Consider the following 24,049-nt stretch of genomic DNA (forward strand, 5'->3'; position numbering starts at 1 on the left):
TTATTATATGCGCGGACAGTTGCATGGCGCAGCGCAAACGGCAAGGCCATGAAAGTCCGTCCAAACATTCGTCAGCCGGTCAGGCGAGCGTCCGCCCAGACCACGGGCAGGGCGGCGTCGGGAGCGCTATCGGCGCGGGCGACCAGCTCGATCAGCTTGCGGCCGCGAATATCGGCATCGATCGCGACGGGCGCTTCGTTCAGCGCCACTGCGCGCGAGCGGGTGAGGAGCTGGCCATCGCCATAGACCTCGAACACGACACGCTGTCCGCGCGCGGTGGCGGAGTCGTCGATGCCGACCATGGCGTCGAAGCGCGTTTGGCCGCGATTGCGCACCTCCAGCCGCGAATTGGCCAGCACGCCGATGCCGGTGTCATAGACCTTGCCACCAAGCCGCAGCGGCCGTCCGAAGGGCGTGCGATCCGCTTGCGCACCGCCCCAACCGGCATATTGCGGGAAGTCGCCTGGCCCCTTGCTGCCACCCCAGGGGCTGAGTTCATGATGGATGGTCGGATCGCCCTCGGGCGTGCGAATGCCGTCCTCGGCAGGGTTCACGTCGCCGGGCGCTTCGGACAGGTAATGGCCGTTCGCCAGCCGGTGCGCTCCGGTTACGCGGTAGATCAGCGTCTGGTGCGGTGCGAGCGTCAGCTTGATCTCGCCCGCAAAACGGCTCTTCGTCCCAGTCCACAGGTCGGTCATGGCGACATCGCCGCGCAGCTTCAGGTGATCGGCGGTCAACACGGGTTGAACGGGGGCGGCGGTGCGGTTCAGGATCGCCACCGCCTTGTCGCCATTGGCCAGGCTCTTCACGAAGATCTGGACGTCGTCAGAGAGATAGGCGGGCACCGCCTGGTTCGCGCCCGCATCCTGGTTCAGCGCGATGATCGCGCGGTTGCCCAACAGCGCGATCTGCTCGGCATTGGCCTTGCGCAGGTCGAAGCCGATCAGCAGCGGCGCATTCATCATCGCCCACATGGCAAAGTGCGAGCGTGCCTCGATCATGTGGTTCGCATCGAACTCGCCCGAGCCGACGAACAGCATGTCGGGGTCGTTCCACGTATGCGGATGGGCATAGAGCGCGCGGGTCGCGCTGGTATCCAGATTGGTCAGCATCCGCGACCAGTGCGCGGTGATGTCGTCGCTGGTCCGCGAGACGTTGCCGATCTGCTTGCCCCAGCTACGCACGTCCGACGAACCCCATAGGCACAGCGAGAACAGATAGTCGCCGTCCGGGTTCTCGCGCTGCAAGGCGGTCGCGACCTGATCGTAAAGCGCCCGCACTGCCGGGATATCGGTGCGCGCCAGCGAATTCATATCGATCAGCGGCGTCAACGCGCGGTAATCGCCCTTGCGGACATGGTCGCTGTCCTTGCCCAGCCCACGAATGCCGCAGCCATCGACCTTGATGTAATCGAAGCCCCATTCGCGGAAGTACAGCGCGATATCCTGGTCGATATGGCCGTACAGCCCGACCTCGCGTTCGGCGATCGTTCCCTCGGGCTGATTGGCGAAATTGGGCGTATAGACCTGGCCGCAGCTGTTGCGCCCGATGTCGGAATATATGCCCGCTTTGAACCCCATGGCGTGAAGCCGGTCGGTCAGCGGACGAAAGCTGGTCTGCTGGTTCGGGCCTGCGGCGGCGGACGGGAATTTGTCGGCGCGGATCACCATCCGCCCATCGGGTTGGCGACGGCGCAACCACCAGCCATCGTCGATATTGATATAGCGATAGCCCGCTTCTGCCAGCCCCTTGGCGACGATCAGCCTGGCCGAGGCCATGACCTTTTCTTCGTCGACATCGCTGTTAAAGGCGTTCCAGCTGTTCCAGCCCATCGGCGGTAGGGCGGCCTGACCGTCCTGATTGGCGCTCCATCGGCCGGTCGGGGCCAGCGGGTCGACCTTGTCGGCCGCCATGGCGGAACCGGGACACAGCCAAGCCATGGCAATAGCGCTCGCGAGCGCCTTGGCGATGATGGGTTGCATGTCATCCTCCCGATTATGGTGTTTGTCTGATCTTGTCGGAGTAAATGCGAACTGTCCATCGCTTGGAATTGAAAAGACGGCAGAAATTAGCGCTGATCAGGCGAGCACCGGGCCGTTCAATCGGACCGGTCGTCCCGGCGCGACCGTCACCTGTCGTGATGTCGTGCCCAGGCGGACGGTGCGCGTACCCGCTAGGCCAGCGGTCAGCGTGGCGGAAACCAGCCGACCATCGCGCCACGCCATGTCGATCACCATCCGTCCGGGGCCGCGCAGACCCCGCACCGATCCACTCGGCCACGCGCGGGGCAGCGCGGGCAGCAGCCGGATTTCGTCCCCCCGCGCCTGCACCAACATCTCCGCGATCGCCCGCGTCCCGCCGAAATTACCGTCGATCTGAAATGGCGGATGCGAGTCGAACAGATTGGGGTAGGTGCGCTGCGGCCCGAGCTGATAGGCGATGATCCGGTGAGCATGTTCGCCATCGTGCAGCCGGGCCCACAGGTTCGCGCGCCATGCCGTCGCCCAGCCGGTCGACTGATCGCCACGAATCTCCAGCGACTTGCGCGCCGCCTGCGCCAGTGCGGGCGTTCCATCCGGCGTGATCTGGTCGCTGGGAAACAGCGCGTACAGGTGCGAGACGTGGCGATGGTGCGGGTCGGGCGCGCGGGCGTCCCAATCCTCCTGCCATTCCTGCAACTGGCCATCCTTGCCGATCCGGTCCGGGGCCAGTCGGGCGCGCGTGTCGTTCAGTTGGGCGACGAGATCGGCATCGGTGTCCAGGATGCTGGCGGCACGCGCGACCTGGTCGAACAGGTCGCGCAGGATCTGCTGGTCCATCGCGGGGCCCGCACAGATCGAAACGCCCGGCGAATGTTCGTTTTCGGGCGAGACCGAGGGGCTGGTCACGAGCTGGCCGGTCCTGGGGTCGCTCTGCAACGTATCGACGAAGAACAGCGCCGCCCCCCGCATCAGCGGATAGACCGAGGCGAGAAAGGCCCGGTCGCGACTATAGTCGTAATGCTCCCAAAGATGCGTGCACAGCCAGGCACCCCCGGTCGGCCACATGCCCCATGGCGCACCGTCGATCGGCGCGGTCGCCCGCCACAAATCGGTATTGTGGTGACAGACCCAACCCCGCGCGCCGTACATCGCGCGCGCGGTCCGCTCGCCACTGACGCTGAGTTCGCGGATCATCTGCACCAGCGGCGCGACACACTCGCCAAGACCCGTCACCTGGGCAGGCCAGTAGTTCATTTCGGTATTGATGTTGACCGTGTATTTCGATCCCCAGGGCGGGTTCACGCTCTCGTTCCACAGCCCTTGCAGATTGGCGGCCTGCCCCCCGGCGCGTGACGCCGCGATCAGCAGATACCGGCCATAGTTGAAATAGAGCGTGGCGAGCGCCGGGTCGTCGCCCGCCCGATCGGCGCGGACCCGCTCGTCGGTCGGCCGCCGGCCTTGTTCGCTGGTGCCAAGATCGAGTGCGACCGGGGTGTAGAGACGACGATGATCGGCCAGCGCATCGGCGGCGATCCGGGCGCGACCCTTCGCCACCGCCCTGGCGAGTGTTGTCCTGGTCAGCGCCAGCGGATCGGCGTTCAGATCGTCGAACCGGCGATAGCTGGTCGCCATGGCGACCAACAGCGTGACGCCGCGTGCGCCCCGGACAGACAGGCGATCGTCGGCAGAGGTGATACTGCCACCCGTCGCCTGCGCGCGGATTTGTGCTGAAAAGCGAAGCGCCGCCTTCACCCCGGCGTGATCCGCATTGCGTCCGGCAAGCGTCAGCAGCGACCCCGATGCCGTCACTGTGACACCCTTTTGCGGAGAGGTCATGGTGATATCGAGATCGAACGGGCGATCCGCCTCGATCCGGAGCATCAGGACGCCGTCGACCGGCGACGCGATGACGGTGCGGCGATGTGCCACGCCACCCACCATGAAGCGGGTCGTCGCGGTTGCGGTGTCCAGGTCCAGCTCGCGGTGATAGCCGCTGGCATCCTCGGACAGGCCGGGCCAATTGAGGATCAGATCGCCGACCGGCTGATAGGGCATCTGGGTGCGCGGCGTACCGATCAGCGCACGATCGGCCAGCGCCTGGGCTTCCTTCAACTGGCCCGCCGCGATCAGGCGGCGCACTTCGGGCAGGGACTGGCGGGCGGCGGGGTTGACCGGATCGTAAGGGCCGGCCGCCCACAGGCTATCCTCGTTCAGCTGCAATCGCTCGCGCGCGACGCCGCCGAAGATCATCGCGCCCAGCCGCCCGTTGCCGACCGGCAGCGCCTCGGTCCAGGCCTTGGCGGGCTGGCGATACCATAGCACATGCGCGGGATCGGGGGCGGTCACTCGTGCCGCCGAAGCGTGTCGGGGGAGCGTTCCCGCAACCGCGCCCACCGCCAGGCCGCGCAGCAGGCCGCGTCGCGACGCACGCATTATAGGTTCACCAGCGCTCGTCCGAAAAAGGGCAGCACCTTATCCTGGAAGCGTACCCCGATCCGGTTGACATGGTCGCCGTCATAGATTTCGAAGGTGTGCGCAATGCCGTAACGATCGAAGGCGTCATGCAGCGCCTGCGCGTCGCCCTTCAACCCGTCCTGCGACCCGACGTCGAGCGCGATGGCGCGGTAGGTGCGCAAAGGCGTCACATATTGGTCGACGAACGCCAGCGGCGTGTTGGCCAGCCATTTGGCGGTGATGTCGTCCCGCATCTTGCCGTCCTTGACCGGCAGGTCGAGATAGAGCGGCGGGTTCTTCGGATTGGGCGACCAGGCCGCGGAGGCCGCGAGCATGGCGCGCTGACCCCAGTTCAGCTTTGCGGAGTCGGCTGGCGAGGCGAGGCTGGTCAGCAGCTTCTCGTCGGTCCCCTCGGGCCGCGCCATCATGCGCGGCGACAGGCAGCATGGGCTCATCATATAGATCGCGCCGTACATGTCGGCATGTTTCATCCCGATCCGCGTCGTGCCGTATCCGCCCATCGAATGACCCGCCAGGCCACGGGCTTCGCGGCGCGGGATGGTGCGATAGCGCGCGTCGATCGCGGCGATCAGGTCATGGCTGATGAACCGCTCGAAATCGCCGACCGTCTGCGACGAGGAATACATCGAGCCGTTGTGCATCGTCTTGCTGTCGGGAAAGACCAGGATCATCGGCGGCACCCCCCGCGCAAAGGCGCCCTCGACCGAGGCGGGGACGTGGATTTCCTTCGCCCACTGGTCGGCACCGATCGAATAGCCGTGCAGCGCATAGACCACCGGATAGCGGCGTGTCCGGTTCCTGGCATAATCGGGCGGCAGGACGACGATGACGTCGCGGTCGGCGCTGTTGCCCTCCAGATTGCCCTCGATCGCGGCCGAATGGACCTTGATCCGCTCGACCGTGACCGGCTTGGCGCCCGGCACGACCGCAGGCGACTGGGTCGTCATCTGGGCGGGCACGCCAGCGATCGGCGCGAAGGCAAGACCGGCCGCCAGCAGCCATCGGGTTTGCGAGAAGCTAAGGGCCATGGGGGTCTTCCTCTGTCCTGAACATAGGCCGGTCTGTCGCGCCGGATATCGTTACCAACAATGTGCGGGGTGCCCGTGTCAAGCGTGGGGGCGGGCGCATTTGCCTTGGCCTTCGACTTTGCTCCCGCTGAACGGCATTTGGTGCGACGGGCATTATCCCTCCCTCCGTTTCGCCTGAGCAAAGTCGAAGGCCACGCCGCAACCTGTCCTAACGCAAAACGCCGAACCTACCTTGCATCGGCCCCGCTGATAGCGCTATCGTGCCGCCAAAGCCCCGAAGATGGGGATTGGGAGAGGAAAAGCGATGAAGCGCTTGATGATGGCCAGCGTGGTTGTGCTGGCTCTGGGCACGGCGGCCTGCGGGACGTCGGCACAAAACGGCAACGCGGTTCAGGAAAACACGACGACCGCGTCGAACGATGCCAACCCGACCTCGCCCGATGGGCGTCATTATCTGTCGCAGCCGCTGGTGCGCGAGATTTTCACCGCCGATCCGTCCGCGCATGTCTGGGGCGACGGCAAGATGTATATCTACCCCAGCCACGACGTGCCGACCGACACGCCGAACGACGATCTGGGCAACCAATACGCCATGCGCGACTATCGCGTGCTGCGCATGGACGAGCCGGGTGGCAAGGTCACGATCGGCCCCGTCGCGCTGGACGTGAAGGACGTGCCCTGGGCCTCGCAGCAGATGTGGGCCCCCGATGCCGCCTATAAGGACGGCACCTATTATCTCTATTTCCCGGCGCGCGATAAGACCAAGGACCGCAATGGCCTGGGCGCGTTCCGTATCGGCGTCGCCACGTCGAAGAACCCGATGGGCCCGTTCAAGGCCGAGCCCGAGGCGATCCCCGGCAGCTTCTCGATGGACCCGGCCGTCTATCAGGACACGGACGGCACGGCGTATATGTATTTCGGCGGCATCTGGGGCGGGCAGCTTCAGCGCTGGAAGGACGGCAAATACGATCCGAACGGCAGCGACACCGACCTGAAACAGGACGATCAGCCCGCCATCTCGGGCAAGATCGCCCGGATGAACCCGGACATGAAGACCTTCTCGGAAACCCCGCGCGACGTCGTGATCCTTGATGAAAAGGGCAAGCCGGTGCTGGGCGGCGACCATGACAAGCGCTTCTTCGAGGCGTCCTGGGTCTTCAAGCGCGACGGCAAATATTATTACACCTACTCGACCGGCGACACGCATTTCCTGAACTATGCGATAGGGACCAGCCCCTATGGTCCGTTCACGTACAAGGGACATATCCTGAAGCCGGTGCAGGGCTGGACCAGCCATCACTCGATCGTGGAGTGGAAGGGCAAGTGGTGGCTTTTCTACGCCGACACCCAATTGTCGGATAAGAACCACCTGCGTAACGTCAAGATGACCGAGTTGAGGTTCAACCTGGACGGGACGATCCCGACCATCGACCCGTTCGTGAAGTAAGGACGACGATGTTCCTAGGGATTGATATCGGCACGTCGGGCGTGAAGGCCGTCGTGCTGGACGAACATGGCGCGGTCGTGGGGCAGGGGACGGCGGCGCTGACCGTACAGCGTCCCCACCCGCTCTGGTCCGAACAAGACCCCGAGGCTTGGTGGCAGGCGACGACGGCGGCGGTCCGCGTGATCGACCCGGCGGTGCGCCGGGCGGTGCGCGGCATCGGGCTGGCCGGGCAGATGCACGGCGCGACGTTGCTGGGCGCGGACGGCCAGGTGCTGCGCCCCGGTATCTTGTGGAATGACGGCCGCAGCCATGCCGAGTGCGCGGAGCTGGAGGCCAAGGCCCCCGATCTCCACCGGATCGCGGGCAATCTGGCGATGCCCGGCTTCACCGCCCCGAAGCTGCTCTGGGTCGCGCATCATGAGCCGGAGATTTTCGCGAAGATCCGCACCGTCCTGTTGCCCAAGGATTATGTCCGGCTGCGCATGACCGGTGAAAAGGCGTCCGACGTGTCGGATGCGGCGGGCACGCTCTGGCTGGATGTCGAGCGCCGCGAATGGAGCGACGAGATCCTCGCCGCGACCGGACTGACCCGGGAGCAGATGCCGCAGGCGGTCGAGGGTACGGCGCAGACCGGTCGCCTGCGCGCCGACGTGGCCGAAGCCTGGGGTATCGACCAGGTGCCGGTCGCGGGTGGCGGCGGCGACAATGCCGCCGGGGCTGCGGGCGTGGGTGTGGTCAAGGACGGTGACGCCCTTCTGTCGCTGGGCACGTCGGGCGTGATCTTCGCTGCGACGAAGGATTTCCGCCCCAATCCGGCGGGTGCGGTTCATGCCTTCTGCCACTGCCTGCCGGATGTCTGGCACCAGATGTCGGTACATCTGTCGGCCGCTGCCTGCATCGACTGGGTCGCCCGGCTGACCGGCACGCCCGGCGCGGCCGAGCTGTTCGCGCGTGCCGAGAGCGTGGGACCTGCAAGCGGCCCGGAAATCTTCCTGCCCTATCTCTCGGGCGAGCGGACCCCGCACAATGATGCCGAGGTGCGAGGGGGCTTTCTGGGCCTCGACCATGACACCACGCCCGAGCGGCTGGCGCAGGCGGTGCTGGAGGGCGTGGCCTTTGCGCTGGCCGACGGCCTGTCGGTACTGCGCGACGCGGGGACCGAGCTGTCGCAACTGTCGGTCATCGGCGGCGGCGCGCGCTCGTCCTATTGGGGGCAGACGCTGGCCGCCGCGCTGAACGTCGAGCTCGTCTATCTGAAGGGTGGCGAAGTCGGCCCGGCACTCGGTGCCGCGCGCCTGGCCCAGCTGGCGGTCGATGGCGGTTCGCCGGAGGAGGTCTGTGCACCCCCGCCGGTCAGCCACACCATCGCCCCGGATCCCGCACTCGCCGATCGCTTCGCCCCCAAGATCGCGCGCTTCCGCGACAGCTATTCCCGCATCACTCCGAGGAACCGTTAAATGGCTACCGACTTTTTCGCCGATATCCCGACGATCCGTTACGAAGGCCCGGACAGCGACAACGAGCTGGCCTATCGTTTCTACGACAAGAATCGCATCGTCCTGGGCAAGACGATGGAGGAGCATCTGCGTTTCGCCGCATGCTTCTGGCATACCTTCTGCTGGCCGGGCTCGGACGTGTTCGGCGGCGGCACCTTCAACCGTCCCTGGCATGCCGGTGCGAACGACAGCGCGGCCGCCGCGCAGAAGCGTGAAGTGGCGTTCGACTTCTTCTCGAAGCTCGACGTGCCCTACTACTGCTTCCACGACGTCGACGTGATGGCCGATGCGCAGGGTGTTGCCGAGCATCGCCGTTACTTCGCCGAGGCGGTCGACCACCTCGAGAAGCTGCAGGCCTCGTCGGGCCGCAAGCTGCTCTGGGGCACGGCCAACCTGTTCAGCCATCCGCGCTTCGCCGCCGGTGGCGCGACCAACCCCGATCCGGAAGTCTATGCCTTCGGCGCGATGCAGGTCCGCGACGCGCTGGAAGCGACGCATCGCCTGGGCGGTGCCAACTATGTTTTGTGGGGCGGTCGAGAGGGTTACGAGACGCTGCTCAACACAAACATGAAGCGCGAGCTGGACAATCTCGGCCGTTTCCTGAGCCTCGTCGTCGAGCACAAGCACAAGATCGGCTTCAACGGCACCATCCTGATCGAGCCGAAGCCGCACGAGCCGACCAAGCATCAGTATGACTTCGACACGGCCACCGTGTACGGTTTCCTGAAGGCTTACGGCCTCGAGAACGAAGTGAAGGTCAATATCGAGGCGAACCACGCCACGCTGGCCGGTCATACCTTCGAGCATGAGATCGCGACGGCGGGTGCGTTGGGCATCTTCGGATCGATCGACGCCAATCGCGGCGACCACCAGAATGGCTGGGACACCGATCAATTCCCCAACTCGGTCGAGGAACTGACGCTGGCGGTGCTGGAGATCATCCGCGCGGGCGGCTTCACCACCGGCGGCTTCAACTTCGACGCCAAGGTGCGTCGCCAGTCGATGGACGCGGTCGACCTGTTCCATGGCCATGTCGGCGGGATCGACGTGGTGGCCAAGGGCCTGCTGAACGCTGCCGCGCTGATCGAGGACGGCCGCCTGGATGCGATCAAGTCCGAGCGTTATGCCGGTTGGGACGGTGCGTTCGGCCAGCAGATCGGCGGGCTCGACCTCGCCGGGATCGCCGACCTTGCCGAGCAGAACGCCGTCGATCCAAAGCCGCGTTCGGGCCGTCAGGAGCGGATCGAGAACCTGGTCAACCGCATCGTGCATTCGGCCAAGTAAGCCAGGGCGGGTCTTCGGGCCCGCTTCACCTGCAAGAAGGGGCGCGTCCGGTGATCCGGGCGTGCCCCTTTTTTTGGTCGTTGAAGGCCACGATCCCCCGCCGTCCGACACGAACGGCGGGAGGGTGTGAAATCAGACCACGCCGTTCGCCACCATATCGCGCAGCGCATCATGGAAGGTCGCGATCGCCGCCATGTTGAAACCGGCGATGTTGATCCGCCCCGACCCGGCCATGTAAATCGCATGACGGTCGCGCAGCCATTCCACCTGTGCGGGCGACAGCGGCAGGGTGGCGAACATGCCCTTGCCATGCGCCACGGCACCCAGGTCGATCGTGCCGATCCGGCCACCGTCCGCCAGTGCGGCGCGCAGCCCTGCCAGACGCTGGCGCATGGTTTCCAGCTCGTCGCGCCACTCGGCGGTCAGGCCTTCGTCCTCCAGGATGATGCGTACGATCGCCGCGCCGTGATCGGGCGGCATCGACCAGTTTGCGCGAGCCAGCGACAACAGGTTGGACAGCACCACCGCGCCCGTATCGGCGTCGGGCGAAACGGCAAAGAGCGCACCGGTACGCTCGCGATAGAGCCCGAAATTCTTGTCGCACGAATAGGCGAGCAGGCACTCCGGCACCGCCGACAGGATCGTGCGCGCCCCGTCCGCATCGACGTCGAAGCCGTCGCCCAGCCCCTGATAAGCGAGGTCGACCACCGGCAGCAGCGCACGCTCGGCGACATGCCGGGCGATGGTCGCCCAGCCCGCCGCGTCGGGATCGATACCGATCGGATTGTGGCAACAGCCATGGAGCAGGACGGCATCTCCCGCCGCCGCCTCGCCCAGTCCGGCCAGGAAGCCGTCCAGGTCGAAGGTCTGGCTGGTAAGGTCGAAGCACGGGATCATCGCGGGTTCGACCCCGGCCAGCCGGAACAGCGGCGCATGGTTGGCCCAGCTGGGGCTGCCGATCCAGATGCGGGCGACGCCCGCACGTGCGAGAACCTCGGCCGCCAGGCGAAGCGCACCGGTGCCGCCGGGGGTCTGCAACCCGACGACGCGGTCGGCCGCCACCGCATCACCGATGACGAGGGTGGCGAGAGCACGGACGAAGCCGATATCGCCTTCCGGGCCGAGATAGGATTTGCTCGCCTGGTCGGCGAGCAACCGCGCCTCTGCCGCCTTGACGGCGGTCATGACGGGGGTGCGGCCTTCCTCGTCGCGAAAGACGCCGACGCCCAGGTCGATCTTGCCGGGGCGGGGGTCGGCGGCATGCTGCCCGATGATCCGCAGCAAGGGATCATCGGGTTGGCGGGTCAGGGTCGCGAAACGCATCGGAAGATAGCCTCATGTCCAGATTCGCGCGCACCATAGGGGCTCGATCGCGAAAGGGAATGTCCCATGTCCCACCGCCAAGCGGGCATCGCGATCACCATCGGCGCAGGCCGATCCCGGCAATCGAGAGGGCCTGAAAGATATCACGGCCAAATAACGAAAAACGCGCGATATTGATGTGTATTATGGTGCGCAAGAGGCACTTGTCCATACACATGAGGAACGGAACAGGGGGCAGCGGTATCGACGCCGATCGTCCTGTCGGTGGTGGCGGATGGGCGCGAACTTCGACCTCTGGTCGGTCCGGCCTGAACCCACTCCGACGTTCCCGATGACGTGCCTTGCGTCATCGCCCCTATTGCACGGCCGCAATTGGCCGGCGGCCTGATGAGGATTCCTGGCGATGCAGGCATTTGGAAACGAGCCGAGGCCGACATTGCGGGTTGGGCCGCAAACCTTCCGGATATGTCCAGGGAGCGGCCGGTCGGCCGGAACGCTGCGATGAGTATTGTCGCAAACCGTGCATTGCCGCCGATCTTTCCGGCGCTCAGCCGCCTGTCCCGTATCACGCCGCTGGAACCACCAGCCGTAGCGGCCCTTAGGGAGGTCATGCGCCAGCCCCAGCTTCTGCGACCGCGTCGGGATCTGACCGTGGAGGGGCGGGAAATTGGCAGCCCACTGCTGATCCTGTCGGGCTGGGCAGCGCGGGTTCGGATCTTGCTCGATGGACGGCGGCAGTTCCTGAATTTCCTGCTGCCCGGCGACCTGATCGGGCTTTACCACCACCCGCGCGCGGTCGCCACGAGCAGCATCGTGACCCTGACCGATGTAGCGACCTGCGTTCCGCCCGGATGGGGCGTGTGCCCGAGCCTCGACCAGGCCTATGCGATAGCCGCAGCGCTGGATGAAGCCTATCTGCTCGCACAGATCGCCAGGCTTGGACGGATGAACGCTCTGGAGCGGATCAGCGACTTGATGCTCGAACTTCATGAGCGGCTGGCAAGCAGTGAGTCGGTCCATGGGCGCAGTTTCGAGCTGCCGATCACCCAGGAGACACTGGCCGATGCGCTGGGGCTGACGGCGGTCCATGTGAACCGGATGCTGCAGGCGGCGCGACGCGCGGGCGACCTTCACTGGTCTTCGCGTTCGGTGACCATTCCCGATCCCAAGGCACTGTCCCGCAAGATCGGACGTGTGCCGATCCGCGTCACGAACGACTGACCCGCTATCCTGCAGCTTATCACTAATGTGTATCAAGATATTGTAAAAACGTGGGAATGTAAGGAACAAGCCGCCTCGCCCGACGCTGTCCGAGCAAGGATTGAGGAGAGAGGCTTGTGCCGGACATCGCCGACAGACCCTATGACGACGCGCCATGGTCCACGTCGAAGGACGCCGCCGGGGCCACCCGCGCCATCACCACGGAAGCGATCGAGGATCGCGGCAACAGCCTGACCGGTTGGGCGGTGACGATCAATCGCCCGGTCGCCGATCTCTATGCCTGGTGGCGGCATTTCCCGAACCTGGCCGACGTGATGGAGAATGTCGAACGGATCGACATTCTCGACGATCGCCGGTCGCACTGGGTCGTGAAGGCGCCCGGCGGCACGACGGTGGAATGGGATGCGGTGGTCACCGACGACCGCGAGGGCGAGATGATCGCCTGGGCGTCCGCCGAGGGCGCCGACATCGCCAATTCGGGTCGCGTGACCTTCCGGGATGCCGGGGCGCGTGGCACCGTCGTCACCGCCACGATCCTTTACGATCCGCCCGCCGGGGTGATCGGCAAGCTGGTCGCCAAGCTGTTCCAGCGCGAACCCAATATCCAGGTCCGCCGCGACCTCGCCCGCTTCAAGCAGCTGATGGAAACCGGCGAGGTCGCCACCAACGCGATGAACCCCAAACAGCGTGAGGAGCAGGACGCATGAAGGCGCTGACCTGGCATGGCAAGCATGACGTCCGCATCGACAATGTCGAAGACCCCGGCATCGTCAATCCGCGCGACGCGATCATCAAGGTGACGGCGACCGCGATCTGCGGCTCCGACCTTCACCTGTATGACGGCTACATCCCCACGATGCAGTCGGGCGACATTCTCGGCCATGAATTCATGGGCGAGGTGGTCGAGACGGGGTCGGCTTCGACCTTGAAGAAGGGACAGAAGGTCGTGGTGCCGTTCACCATTGCCTGCGGCTCCTGCTATCATTGCGGCAAGCATCAATATTCCGGTTGCGAGAACGGCAATCCAGCCGACAATCAGGATATCGCGCGCGAGCTTTACGGCCATCCGATGTCGGCCCTGTTCGGCTACAGCCACATGACCGGCGGCTATGCTGGCGGTCAGGCGGAATATGTCCGCGTCCCGTTCAGCGATAGCGGCCCGATCGTCATTCCCGATGGCGTCGACGACGAGAAGGTGCTGTTCCTCTCTGATATCCTGCCCACCGGCTGGATGGCGGCGGAGAATGCCCAGATCGAGCCGGGCGATACGGTCGCGGTCTGGGGGTGCGGCCCGGTCGGGCTGTTCGCTGTTCAATCGGCCTTTCTGATGGGGGCCGAACGGGTCATCGCGATCGACCATTTCCCGCATCGACTGGAATTGGCGCGCAAGTTCGGCGCGGAGACGATCAATTTCGAACAGACCGCCACCTATGACGCGCTGATGCAGATGACCGGCGGGATTGGCCCCGATGCGGTGATCGATTCGGTGGGGCTGGAAGCGCACGGGATGTTCGTCGACAATGTGGTCGACCAGATCAAGGCGTCGACCTTCCTGGGCACCGACCGGACCCACGCGATCCGCCAGGCGATCCTGGCCTGTCGCAAGGGCGGCCGGGTGTCGATGCCCGCCGTCTATGGCGGCTTCGTCGACAAGTTTCCGCTGGGCGCCCTGATGCAGAAAGGCCTGACGCTCAAGACCGGCCAGACGCATGTCCAGCATTACCTGCCGGGCCTGCTCGCCGCGATCATGGAGGGCAAGATCGATACGACCTTCCTGATCTCGCACCGGATGCCGTTGGAACAGGCGCCGGAGGGGTACAAAATGTTCCACGACCAGCAGAACGAAGTCACCAAGATCGTGCTGAAGCCCGGTCAGTAAGGAGCCACGCCATGGCAGAGAAATTCGCGATCGTGACGGGCGCTTCGACGGGCATCGGCTATCACCTGGCGGATTGTGCGGGCAAGGACGGCTATGACGTCCTGATCGTCGCCGACGAGCCTGCGATCCAAACCGCCGCGAGCAAGCTGTCGGCAGGTGGCGCGCAGGTTCGGGCGGTCGAGGCCGATCTGTCGACGCTGGAGGGTGTCGACAAGTTGCTCGCGGCGGCCGGTGGGCGGCGCTTCGACGTGGTTTGCGCCAATGCGGGCAACAGCAAGGGCGGCGCGTTCCTCGATCAGTCCGTCGAGGCCTGGCGTCGCTCGATCGACACCAACGTGACCGGCACCGTGTATCTGTTGCAGCGGGTGTTGTCTGACATGGTGCGGCAAGGTGAGGGGAAGGTCCTGGTCACCGGCTCGATCGTCGGTTTTATCCCTGGGCCGTTCAACGCGATCTACAATGCGACCAAGGCCTTTATCGACAACTTCACCGAGGCGCTTCGCAACGAGTTGAAGGATAACGAGGGCGTCACCCTGACCACGCTGATGCCGGGGGCGACCGATACCGAATTCTTCGCGCGTGCCGATATGCTCGATACGCGTGTCGGTGCGGCGAAGAAGGACGATCCCGCCGAGGTCGCACGTGCCGGATGGGACGCAATGCTGGCGGGGACCGGCCACATCACCCCCGGCCTGCTCAACAAGGCGCAGGTCGCAGGCGCAGGCGTGGTGCCTCAGTCGGTCCTCGCCGCCGCGCATCGCCGGATCGCCGAGCCGGGATCGGCCGACGGCTAAACCATTTGTCGGGGACGCTGCGAGGCTGGTTGCGGCCGGTCGGTGTTCCTCGTCAATGGGCGAAATGGGTGACGGCGAGCATCAGCAGGATACCTGCGATGGTCGCCATCCCGGTCCTCAAGCGCGGCTCGAGCGTCTGGCTGCGCGGCACCAGTTCGCAGGCACCGATATACAGGAAGATACCGGCGAACAGGGCCATTAATGGTGCCAGCATCGTGGCGGGGATCGTGATGCCCAGTCCGATGACCACACCCAACATGGGCGCGACCCCGTTCAATACCAGCCAACGCCGTGCGGCGGCCTCCGATCGGGCAGCGAGGCTGAGCGAGACGGTATTGACGCCGTCGGCAACGTCATGGGTCAGCACGGCCAGTGCGATCATCCATCCCGCCGCCGTGTCGATCTGAAAGGCGAGGCCGATGCCCAGCCCGTCCATCAGGCTGTGCAGACACAACATCGCCGGGCCGAGATCGCCGCGCCATGAGGCCGCGGCCGCGCGCGGTATTTTGGCAAGCAGCCGGTCCAGCATCATATAGCCCGCCAGTCCGAAGGCGGTGAACGTCATGAGCTGACGCACCGGCCAGCGATCGCCCGCCAGGTCCCATGCCTCCGGGATCAGGTCGAAGAGCGCGACACCGATCACGATCCCGGCGGTCACGCCCAGCACCAACCCGATCCGGTGACGCAATCGCAGCGCCAGCAGTCCGCCCGCCAGCGTCGCGACCATGGCCGCCAGTCCGAAGGCAAGGGGGATGAGCATCATCGGCGACCCATGGACGAGGGAATGAGACGTTACAAGGTCACATTTGCGCAACCGCGTTCAGCCTCTTGCGATGGCTTTCAATACGATATCCGCGACTTCGCGGCGACAGATGAGCAAGTCCGGCAGGAGCGGGTCGTGACAATTATAGACGAGCGGACTGCCATCGATGCGTGAGGCATGAAGACCGGCGGCCAGCGCGACCGCTGCCGGCGCGCAGTTGTCCCATTCATATTGGCCGCCGTCATGCAGGTAGACGTCGGCGCGCCCCTCGACCACGGCCATCGCCTTGGCGCCCGCCGATCCCATCGGCATCATGATCGCGCCCAGCCGGTCGCCGACGCAGCGCGCGATGTCGGGGGCGCGGCTGCGGCTGACGACGACGCGCAGACCCGCCGGGCAGGGCGGGTGCTTGGGCGGCAGGTCATCGGTCGCGAATACCTGATCACGATCGGGCACCGCCACAGCCCCCAGCGCCGGACGGCCATCGATCGCCAGGCCGATGTGCACCGCCCATTCGCTCGACCCGCTGGCATATTCGCGCGTGCCGTCGAGCGGATCGACGATCCAGACGCGGCTGGCGGCGCAGCGGGCACGGTCATCGACCGACTCCTCCGACAGGATGAAGTCGTCGGGCCGTGCGGTACGCAGCCGGTCGAGGATCAGCGTATTCGCATCCCGGTCGCCCAGCGCGCCCAGTGCGGCGCCCTCCAGCCCGCTTGACAGACGAATGGCTTTGAGCAACTTGCCCGCCTCGACGGCGACCGACCGCGCGAGTTCGGCATCGGTCACAGGTCGTAGCTCCAGATGCCCAGCACATGCTCGACGATACGCGATGCCGCCTGTTCCGCCGTTTCCTTCGTCGTATCGACGCGGATTTCGGGGCGCACGGGTGCTTCATAGGGGCTGGAGATGCCGGTGAATTCGGCAATCTCGCCGCTTCGCGCCTTGGCGTACAGGCCCTTCACGTCGCGGTCCTCGGCAACCGCGAGCGGGGTGTCGATGAAGATCTCGACAAACTCCCCCTTGGTCAGCAGCGCACGAACCATGTCGCGCTCGGCCTTGAAGGGCGAGATGAAGGCAGTCAGGACGATCAGGCCTGCATCCGCCATCAGCTTGGCGACCTCACCCACCCGGCGGATATTCTCGATCCGGCCCGCTTCCGAGAAATCGAGATCGCGGTTCAGGCCGTGGCGGATATTGTCGCCGTCCAGCAGGAAGCTGTGCCGTCCCATGCTGTGCAACTTCTGCTCGACCAGATTGGCGATGGTCGACTTGCCCGAGCCCGACAGGCCGGTGAACCACAGCACCTTGGGTGCCTGACCCTTTTGGCGGGCATGGGCTTCGCGGGTGATGACCGCCGACTGCCAATGGACGTTCCGCGCGCGACGCAAGACATGGTCGATCATCCCCGCCGCCACGGTCGCGTTGGTCGCACGGTCGATCAGGATGAAGCCGCCAAGCGCGCTGCCCTTCGCATAGGGTTCGAACACGATGGGTCGGTCGGCATAGACTTCGGCGAAACCGATATCGTTGAGCGCCAGCGTGTCCGCCGGGCGCTGCTCCTGGCTGTTCACGTCCACGACGTGGCGCGGCGGCTGCACCGTGGCGCTTACCAACTGGGTGCCCAGCTTCAGTGAGTAGCTGCGTCCCGGCACCAGCGGCGCGTCCGCCATCCAGACGATGGTGGCGACGAACTGGTCGGCGATCTCGGGCGGATCTTCGGCTCCGGCGATGACGTCGCCGCGCGAGCAGTCGACTTCCTCGGCCAGGACCAGCGTGACGGCCTCGCCAGCAACGGCCTGCGCCCGATCACCATCATAGGTGACGATCCGTGCGATGCTGGTGGTGCGGCCCGACGGCGCGATCCGTACCCGATCACCGACCGCCACGCGGCCGCTGGCGATGAGGCCCGCAAAGCCCCGAAAGTCGAGGTCGGGCCGGTTGACCCATTGCACCGGCATACGAAACGACGCCGCGACCGCCCGGTCGCCGTCGATCGCCACCGTCTCCAGATGCGGGAGCAGCGGCGGGCCATCATACCAGGGCATGTCGGGCGAGGCCGTGGTGACGTTTGCGCCCGTCAGGCCCGACAGCGGGATGGCGGTGAAGCGCTCGATCCCGATGCTCTTCGAGAAGGCGGCATAGTCGGCGACGATGGCGTCGAAGACCGAGTGGTCATGCCCGACCAGGTCCATCTTGTTGACCGCCAGCACGATCTCCTTGATCCCGACCAGATGCGCCAGATAGCTGTGCCGCCGCGTCTGGGTCAGCACGCCCTTGCGTGCGTCGATCAGGATCACCGCCAGGTCGGCGGTCGAGGCGCCCGTCACCATGTTGCGGGTATATTGTTCGTGACCCGGCGTGTCGGCGACGATGAACTTGCGCTTCTCCGTCGCGAAAAAGCGGTACGCGACATCGATGGTGATGCCCTGCTCACGCTCGGCGGCGAGGCCATCGACCAGCAGCGCGAAGTCGATATTGGCCCCTTGCGTGCCGACCCGGCGGCTGTCCGCTTCCAGCTGACTCAGTTGGTCCTCGAAGATGGTCTTCGAATCGTAGAGCAGCCGACCGATCAGCGTCGACTTGCCGTCATCGACCGAGCCGCAGGTGATGAACCGCAGCATCGACTTGGCGGCATGGGTGGCGAGATAGGCGTCGATATCGGCGGCGATCAGCGCATCGGGTTGATAGGCGGTCATCTCAAAAATACCCCTCGCGCTTCTTCTTCTCCATGCTGGCCGCCTGATCGTGATCGATCGCGCGCCCCTGCCGCTCGGACGTGGTGGTCAGCAGCATTTCCTGGATGACGTCGGACAGGGTGGCCGCCTCGCTCTCGACCGCGCCGGTCAGCGGATAGCAGCCGAGCGTTCGGAAGCGGATCGAGCGGTCGACCGGCACCTCGCCCGGCTTCAGGCGGAAACGGTCGTCATCGACCATCAGCAGCATCCCGTCGCGCTCCACCGTCGGGCGCGGCGCGGCGAAATAGAGCGGCACGATCTCGATGCCTTCCTGCAGGATATACTGCCAGATATCGAGTTCGGTCCAGTTGGACAGCGGGAAGACACGGATGCTCTCCCCCTTGTGGATGCGGCTGTTGTAGAGGTTCCACAGCTCGGGTCGCTGCGCCTTGGGGTCCCAGCCATGCGTGGCGGAGCGGAAGGAGAAGACACGTTCCTTGGCACGGCTCTTTTCCTCGTCGCGGCGCGCGCCGCCGAACGCCGCGTCGTATCCGCCCGCGGTCAGCGCCTGCTTCAACCCTTCGGTCTTCCACATATCGGTGTGGCGGCTGCCATGATCGAAGGGGTTGATGCCCATTGCCTCGGCCTCCGGGTTGCGGTGGACGATCAGCTCCATGCCCGCTTCCTCGGCCGCACGGTTGCGCAGCTCGTACATCGCGCGGAACTTCCAGGTCGTGTCGACATGCAGCAGCGGGAAGGGGGGGCGCGCCGGGAAGAACGCCTTCTTGGCCAGATGCAGCATCACGGCCGAGTCCTTGCCGACCGAATAGAGCATCACCGGACGCTCGGTCTCGGCGACGACTTCGCGAAGGATATGGATGCTCTCGGCTTCGAGGCGTTGCAGGTGGGTAAGGCCAGTCATCGGATTGTCAGATAATGTCGCCAGCGAACCGTGCGACCAACTTATCCTGTCAATCGCGATAGTCCCGCTCCAGCGAGTCCAATATGCGACCGCCCGCCATGAAGACCGCAATGGGGCAGGCGGCGAACAGGATCTTGCCGGCAAACCCCGGATAAGCGGTCAGATAATGCATCCCACGCTCGACCGCACCCAGGCCGAGGCCATAGATGACGAGGAACGCCTCGAACTTGGTCTTGATCGTGAACAGGGCGACGAGGCGGGACCACATGGTGCCGTTACACCACCGGATCGCCCCGTCGCCAAGGGTCAAGTTCTTGCCAATATGAGACAGTCGAGCTCGCTGAGGAGCGCGGTTCGCGCCGACTCGATCCGCGCGATCAGTGCGGGATCACCGATCTCCGTCGGGTCGATCGCCTCGGGCCAGTGCGCCTCGACCACGGCGGCGATCCGGTCGAGCCGGGCATGATCGACCAGAAAGCGCTGGTCGATGGTCGCGGGATCGGCGACGACGCGCAGGCGCAGGCAGGCGGGGCCGCCGCCATTGGCCATCGATTCGCGGACGTTCACCACCTCCAGCCGCCGGATCGGGCCGTTGCCCGCGACATGATCCTGGAGCCAGGACCAGACCGGGGCGTTATCGCGCGCCTCCTGCGGCAGGATCAGTGTCGGTTCGCCGTTCGGTGGCGTCACCAGCTGTGCGTTGAACAGATAGGAGGCGATCGCATCCTCCAGGCTGACGCGATCGGCGGGAACCTCGACGATCTCGACATCCGGCATCAGGCTGCGCAAGTCGGCATGGAAGCGGTCACGGTCGGCAAAGGCCTGTTCATGCGCGAACAGTACGCGCTCGTTGGCGACGGCGACGACATCGTTGTGAAAGGCCCCCGCCGCGATCGCCGCGTCCGACTGGCGGACGAACAGCACCTGGTCGGGCGACAGATGGTGGCTGCGCGCGACGACTTCGCAGGCTTCGCGATGCTGGCGGGCGGGGAAGGGGCCGCCGCTTTCGCCATAGACGAAGACCTCGACGCCGGGATGGTCGTGGCCGCTGCACAGGCGCATGTGATTGGCCGCACCCTCGTCGCCAAAAGGCGCCGGGACCGGGGGATGGACGATGAAGGCCGGGTCGGCGAAGATCAGCCGCAGCTGGGCCAGCGTCGCGGGCCATTCATGGCTGCGATGCGGCATGGTCAGCAGGTTGGCGACGGTCAGGTGGCACCGTCCGTCGCGCGTATCCGGCGCGGGCGAGACGGTCGCGGCATTGGCCGCCCACATCGCCGAGGCCGACAGGCTCTGCGCCTGAAGGACGGGCGAGGCATTTTCGTAATCGGTCGCCAGCTGCTTCAGCCAGTGGTGATCCGGCCGGGCATGCGGCAGCAAAATCCCCTGCACCAGCCCCAGTTCGAGGTTCGCGCGCATCTTCGCGATCCCCTGAAGCGCGGCGGCCCTGGGGTGCGAGGTCTTGCCCGCATTGCGGGTGGCGGCGAGATTGCCGTGGCTGAGGCCCGCATAGTTATGGCTCGGCCCGATGATGCCGTCGAAGTTGATCTCTCTCAGCATGACGCTCACCGATCGATGTGAAGGACAGTGTCGCCGACGACCAGGTCGAGCGTGCGGGCGGTTTCCTCGGACAGGATGATCCCCCCGTCTCCGTCACGGATTTCCGCCAGCGCGCAGCGGAAATCGGTCAGCCGTCCTGCCGCGACCAGCGCCTCGCGGCCGGGCAAGGCGTCGATATCGACGATCACGCTTTCGCGCGCGTCGCGGATCGTGCGGACCTGATCGGTGCGCGCGGTCATCGTCGGGCCGCCGTCGAAGATGTCGATATAATGCTCGAACGCGAAGCCTTCATTCTCCAGCATCCGCATCGCGGCGCGGCCCGACGGGTGGGGCAGGCCGATGGCGGCGCGCGCGGTGTCGGTCAGCATCGCGGTATAGATGGGGTGCTTGGGCATCAGGTCGGCGATGAACTGGTGACCATGGATGGCGTTGAACTGGTCGGCCTCCTGGAAATTCATCCCGAAGAACCGCCCGGCCAACCCGTCCCAGAAGGGCGATCCCCCCGCCTCGTCGATCACCCCGCGCAACTCGGCCAGCACGCGGTCGGCAAAACGCGGACGATTGGCGCGCATGAACAGATAGCGGCTGCGGGCGAGCAGCAAGCCGAGCCCCCCGGCGCGTTCACCAGGGTGGAGGAACAGCCCGCCGACCTCGCTCGCCCCCTCGAGATCGGTGGCGAGCGACAGCATCTCGGCCCGGAACGTCCGCTCCAACTCGCGGCTATGTTGGGTCAGGGTGCCGATGCGATAGCTGTAGAAGGGATGCTTCTGCCCGACATGGGTGAATATCTGACAGGTGCCGCGAACATCGCCGTTCGACCGGTCCTCCAGCATCAGGACGAACAATTCGTCCTTGACCTGACCGTCGCCGTCCCCGGCAAAGGCCTCATGGCTGCGTGCCAGCTTGGCGGTCAGCGCGCTGCGGTCGGGGGGCAGGTTGGTGAAGCCGCCGCCGGTCAGCTTGGCCATTTCATACAAGTGGCGAAGGTCGCTATCGACCGCGGGGCGGATGCAAAAGCTGCTCATGCGGCCCCGATGATGCGCAGGATGGTGAGCGCCGACAAGCCCGCGCGTTCGGGCAGGCTGTCGATCAGCATATATTCGTCCGGAGAATGGATCGCACCGCCGCGCACGCCCATCGTGTCGACGACGGGCACGCCCGCCGCCGCGATGTTGTTTCCGTCGCACACGCCGCCGGTCACACGCCAGCCGACGGTCAGGCCCAGATCGGCACCGGCGCTTTTCACCGTCTCGAACAGGCGGGCCGCGCCGTCGTCTATGGGCTTGGGTGGGCGGTTGAAGCTGCCGTGCACCTCCACGCCCACGTCATGCTCGACGGCAATGCGCTCGGCGATGGCCTTCATCGCGGAGCCGGTGCGATCGATCGCGGCGAGCGCCCGGGGGCGGAAGTTGACGTGCAGCATCGCCAGATCGGGCACGACATTATTGGGGCCTCCGCCGTCGATCCGCGCCGGGTTGACGGTAATGTCGTCGGCGGCGAGCTGTGACAGCTCCATCGTGATCCGGGCGGCCGCCACGATGGCGTTGCGCCCCTCCTCCGGGTTGCGGCCCGCATGGGCGCTGCGCCCGCGCACGACGATGGTGAAGTTGCCGGTCCCGCCCCGTGCACCCGCCAGCGTCCCGTCCGGCAAAGCAGGCTCGTAGGTCAGCGCAGCCACCTTGCCGGTCGCGCACTTCGCGATCAGCGCGGCGGAGGAGGCCGATCCCGTCTCTTCATCCGAATTGATCAGCACGTCATAACCGAGCCGTTCCGCCAGCGGACTGGCCTCCACCGCGGTCAGCGCGGCGAGCAGCACGGCCAGCCCCCCCTTCATGTCCGCGACACCCGGCCCGCCCAGCCGGTTCTTGTCAAGCCGGGTCAGCGTCTGAAAGGGGTGATCGACCGGGTAGACCGTGTCCATATGACCGGTGAACAGCATCTGGACCGGTGCGTTGGGGCGGACGGACAGGCGCAGGTGGCGACCATGGGGCAGGGCGGCGGGGCAACCATCCGCGCCGATCCGCTCGACCCGCTCGGGCTCGACCAGCATCGGCGTGCCGGGCAGACGACCGAACGTGTCGGCCAGCCGCTCGGCCATGGTCGACAGCCCAGCGAGGTTGCGGGTGCCGCTATTGATCGCGGCCCAGTCCTCGACCAGCGCCAGCATGGGATAGGCGGCAGCGGACGCCACGGCGTCGCGCTCGATCGTGTTCAATCTCTCCATGACCATAGCCTAGGCCATGGAAGCGGCAAAGGTGAACCCCGCCCCCGAAATTAGAAGCTGTACACCACCGAGGCCCGCGTGATCGTGTCCGTCGTGCGGCGGCCGATCGGCGGTTCGCTTTCATATTGGACATTGTAGGACAGCGAGGCCGCAAGCGGACCGAACACCTTGGCGTTCAGCGCCGAATTGGTGCTGACCGTGCTGTTGAACCGCTGGAGATAGGCCGACGCGCTCTGGTTGACCGAGATCGCTGGGGTTAGTTTCCAGACGAAGTTCAGATTGCCGCGCGCCGCCAGCGCACTCTCGATCCGGTTGTCGGTGAACTCGGTGTGCCGGAAGGCCGGGCCGAGTTCGACGTCCAGCGTCATGCGCGGCTTGCGGATCGCGCTGTAACCGGCACCCGCCGAGGCCGAGACACGATTGAAATAGCCGAGGAACCGATCGCTTTCATATTGCGCGGCGCCGTAGACATAGTTGTTGGCGCTCAGCTTGAAGTTGGGTTCGTAGGACGCGACGTAATGCTCGCGGCTCGTGACGTTGAAGCTTTCCTGATAATCGCCCTGAAATCGCAATTTGTGGCGCCATTGCAGCCCCTCGCGGGTCAGGTCGACGATGCCGGTCAGGCCGATATTCTGGCTGTTGCCGGTGGAGGCGAAACCGCCCAGCTCGACGCGGCCATGCCACAGGTCGAAAAAGGTCGCCTCGCGGATCGTCCGGCTGCGGCTCGCGGTCTTTTCGTCACGCCAGACATCGGCCATCGCATCGATCGCATCGGCGGCCTCGGGCACGGCGTTGCGGGCATAGCGCACGACGGTGGTGATGTCGTTCTCGTTACCGCTCGCGATCGCGGCCTCCAGCATCGCGCGGATCTGGGGCGGGATCAGCGCTGGATCGGGGTCGTTCGGCTCGGCATTGGCGAGCAGACCCAGCGCCATGGGGATCAGGAGCAGCCGCTTCGACATGAGGTGCAGCC

General features: G+C 65.7%; 20 protein-coding genes. 7 read left to right on the plus strand and 13 right to left on the minus strand.

The window, feature by feature from the left end; all coding sequences use genetic code 11:
* Nucleotides 1-71: 71 nt before the first annotated feature.
* The 3 genes from U1703_RS00520 to U1703_RS00530 all read right to left on the minus strand — a co-directional run bounded on the left by U1703_RS00520 (nucleotide 72) and on the right by U1703_RS00530 (nucleotide 5,485).
* Complete coding sequence (locus U1703_RS00520; protein ID WP_332784145.1) at nucleotides 72-1,982, minus strand: NPCBM/NEW2 domain-containing protein; 1,911 nt, start codon at nucleotides 1,980-1,982, stop codon at nucleotides 72-74.
* Between the two features lie 96 nt (nucleotides 1,983-2,078).
* Nucleotides 2,079-4,415 (minus strand): glycoside hydrolase family 95 protein, encoded by a 2,337-nt coding sequence (locus U1703_RS00525; RefSeq protein ID WP_332784146.1) that lies wholly within the window; start codon nucleotides 4,413-4,415, stop codon nucleotides 2,079-2,081.
* Nucleotides 4,415-5,485, minus strand: a complete 1,071-nt coding sequence (locus tag U1703_RS00530) for an alpha/beta hydrolase (protein ID WP_332784147.1) — start codon at nucleotides 5,483-5,485, stop codon at nucleotides 4,415-4,417. The genes U1703_RS00525 and U1703_RS00530 overlap by 1 nt, the downstream gene beginning before the upstream one ends.
* A gap of 304 nt (nucleotides 5,486-5,789) precedes the next feature.
* On the opposite strand from U1703_RS00530, the gene U1703_RS00535 reads away from it, so the two are divergent.
* From U1703_RS00535 to xylA, 3 genes are read left to right on the plus strand one after another with little or no spacing between them, the layout of a single operon-like run.
* Nucleotides 5,790-6,932, plus strand: a complete 1,143-nt coding sequence (locus tag U1703_RS00535) for a glycoside hydrolase family 43 protein (protein ID WP_332784148.1) — start codon at nucleotides 5,790-5,792, stop codon at nucleotides 6,930-6,932.
* Nucleotides 6,933-6,940: 8 nt separating this feature from the next.
* A complete protein-coding gene (gene xylB / locus U1703_RS00540; RefSeq protein WP_332784149.1) occupies nucleotides 6,941-8,389 on the plus strand; it encodes a xylulokinase in 1,449 nt (482 codons plus the stop codon).
* A complete protein-coding gene (gene xylA / locus U1703_RS00545; protein ID WP_332784150.1) occupies nucleotides 8,390-9,712 on the plus strand; it encodes a xylose isomerase in 1,323 nt (440 codons plus the stop codon).
* Between the two features lie 132 nt (nucleotides 9,713-9,844).
* Here xylA and U1703_RS00550 read toward each other — a convergent pair whose 3' ends face one another.
* Nucleotides 9,845-11,035: an amino acid aminotransferase gene (locus U1703_RS00550; protein ID WP_332784151.1), complete on the minus strand. Its 1,191-nt coding sequence runs from the start codon at nucleotides 11,033-11,035 to the stop codon at nucleotides 9,845-9,847.
* A gap of 501 nt (nucleotides 11,036-11,536) precedes the next feature.
* On the opposite strand from U1703_RS00550, the gene U1703_RS00555 reads away from it, so the two are divergent.
* From U1703_RS00555 to U1703_RS00570, 4 genes are all read left to right on the plus strand, one after another.
* Nucleotides 11,537-12,256: a Crp/Fnr family transcriptional regulator gene (locus U1703_RS00555; protein ID WP_332784152.1), complete on the plus strand. Its 720-nt coding sequence runs from the start codon at nucleotides 11,537-11,539 to the stop codon at nucleotides 12,254-12,256.
* A 116-nt stretch (nucleotides 12,257-12,372) separates the two neighbouring features.
* The gene (locus tag U1703_RS00560; protein ID WP_332784153.1) at nucleotides 12,373-12,963 is read left to right on the plus strand and encodes an SRPBCC family protein; all 591 of its coding nucleotides are present in this window, start codon (nucleotides 12,373-12,375) and stop codon (nucleotides 12,961-12,963) included.
* Complete coding sequence (locus U1703_RS00565; protein ID WP_332784154.1) at nucleotides 12,960-14,135, plus strand: zinc-dependent alcohol dehydrogenase; 1,176 nt, start codon at nucleotides 12,960-12,962, stop codon at nucleotides 14,133-14,135. Before U1703_RS00560 ends, U1703_RS00565 begins: the two co-directional genes overlap by 4 nt.
* Before the next feature lie 11 nt (nucleotides 14,136-14,146).
* The gene (locus tag U1703_RS00570; RefSeq protein WP_332784155.1) at nucleotides 14,147-14,929 is read left to right on the plus strand and encodes an SDR family NAD(P)-dependent oxidoreductase; all 783 of its coding nucleotides are present in this window, start codon (nucleotides 14,147-14,149) and stop codon (nucleotides 14,927-14,929) included.
* A 52-nt stretch (nucleotides 14,930-14,981) separates the two neighbouring features.
* Here U1703_RS00570 and U1703_RS00575 read toward each other — a convergent pair whose 3' ends face one another.
* Genes U1703_RS00575 through U1703_RS00615 form a run of 9 tightly spaced genes read right to left on the minus strand, consistent with a single transcriptional unit; the run spans nucleotide 14,982 to nucleotide 24,038 of the window.
* Nucleotides 14,982-15,692 carry a ZIP family metal transporter gene (locus tag U1703_RS00575; protein ID WP_332784156.1) on the minus strand — a complete coding sequence of 237 codons (711 nt, stop codon included), beginning with the start codon at nucleotides 15,690-15,692 and terminating at the stop codon, nucleotides 14,982-14,984.
* Between the two features lie 57 nt (nucleotides 15,693-15,749).
* Nucleotides 15,750-16,481: a 3'(2'),5'-bisphosphate nucleotidase CysQ gene (locus U1703_RS00580; RefSeq protein ID WP_332784157.1), complete on the minus strand. Its 732-nt coding sequence runs from the start codon at nucleotides 16,479-16,481 to the stop codon at nucleotides 15,750-15,752.
* Nucleotides 16,478-18,391 (minus strand): sulfate adenylyltransferase subunit CysN, encoded by a 1,914-nt coding sequence (gene cysN, locus U1703_RS00585; RefSeq protein WP_332784158.1) that lies wholly within the window; start codon nucleotides 18,389-18,391, stop codon nucleotides 16,478-16,480. Before cysN ends, U1703_RS00580 begins: the two co-directional genes overlap by 4 nt.
* Nucleotide 18,392: 1 nt before the next feature.
* Nucleotides 18,393-19,292 carry a sulfate adenylyltransferase subunit CysD gene (gene cysD, locus U1703_RS00590; protein WP_332784159.1) on the minus strand — a complete coding sequence of 300 codons (900 nt, stop codon included), beginning with the start codon at nucleotides 19,290-19,292 and terminating at the stop codon, nucleotides 18,393-18,395.
* Between the two features lie 49 nt (nucleotides 19,293-19,341).
* Entirely contained in the window at nucleotides 19,342-19,560 is a 219-nt protein-coding gene (locus U1703_RS00595) for a hypothetical protein (RefSeq protein ID WP_320451116.1), read from the minus strand.
* A gap of 38 nt (nucleotides 19,561-19,598) precedes the next feature.
* A complete protein-coding gene (locus U1703_RS00600; RefSeq protein ID WP_332784160.1) occupies nucleotides 19,599-20,852 on the minus strand; it encodes an N-succinylarginine dihydrolase in 1,254 nt (417 codons plus the stop codon).
* A gap of 5 nt (nucleotides 20,853-20,857) precedes the next feature.
* Nucleotides 20,858-21,877, minus strand: coding sequence for an arginine N-succinyltransferase (locus U1703_RS00605; protein WP_332784161.1), 1,020 nt, complete (start codon nucleotides 21,875-21,877; stop codon nucleotides 20,858-20,860).
* Nucleotides 21,874-23,076, minus strand: coding sequence for a hydrolase (locus U1703_RS00610; protein ID WP_332784162.1), 1,203 nt, complete (start codon nucleotides 23,074-23,076; stop codon nucleotides 21,874-21,876). The genes U1703_RS00605 and U1703_RS00610 overlap by 4 nt, the downstream gene beginning before the upstream one ends.
* Before the next feature lie 50 nt (nucleotides 23,077-23,126).
* Nucleotides 23,127-24,038 (minus strand): DUF481 domain-containing protein, encoded by a 912-nt coding sequence (locus U1703_RS00615; protein ID WP_320451112.1) that lies wholly within the window; start codon nucleotides 24,036-24,038, stop codon nucleotides 23,127-23,129.
* Nucleotides 24,039-24,049: the final 11 nt, after the last annotated feature.

The organism is Sphingomonas flavida (assembly GCF_036663655.1).
Lineage (GTDB): Bacteria > Pseudomonadota > Alphaproteobacteria > Sphingomonadales > Sphingomonadaceae > Sphingomonas.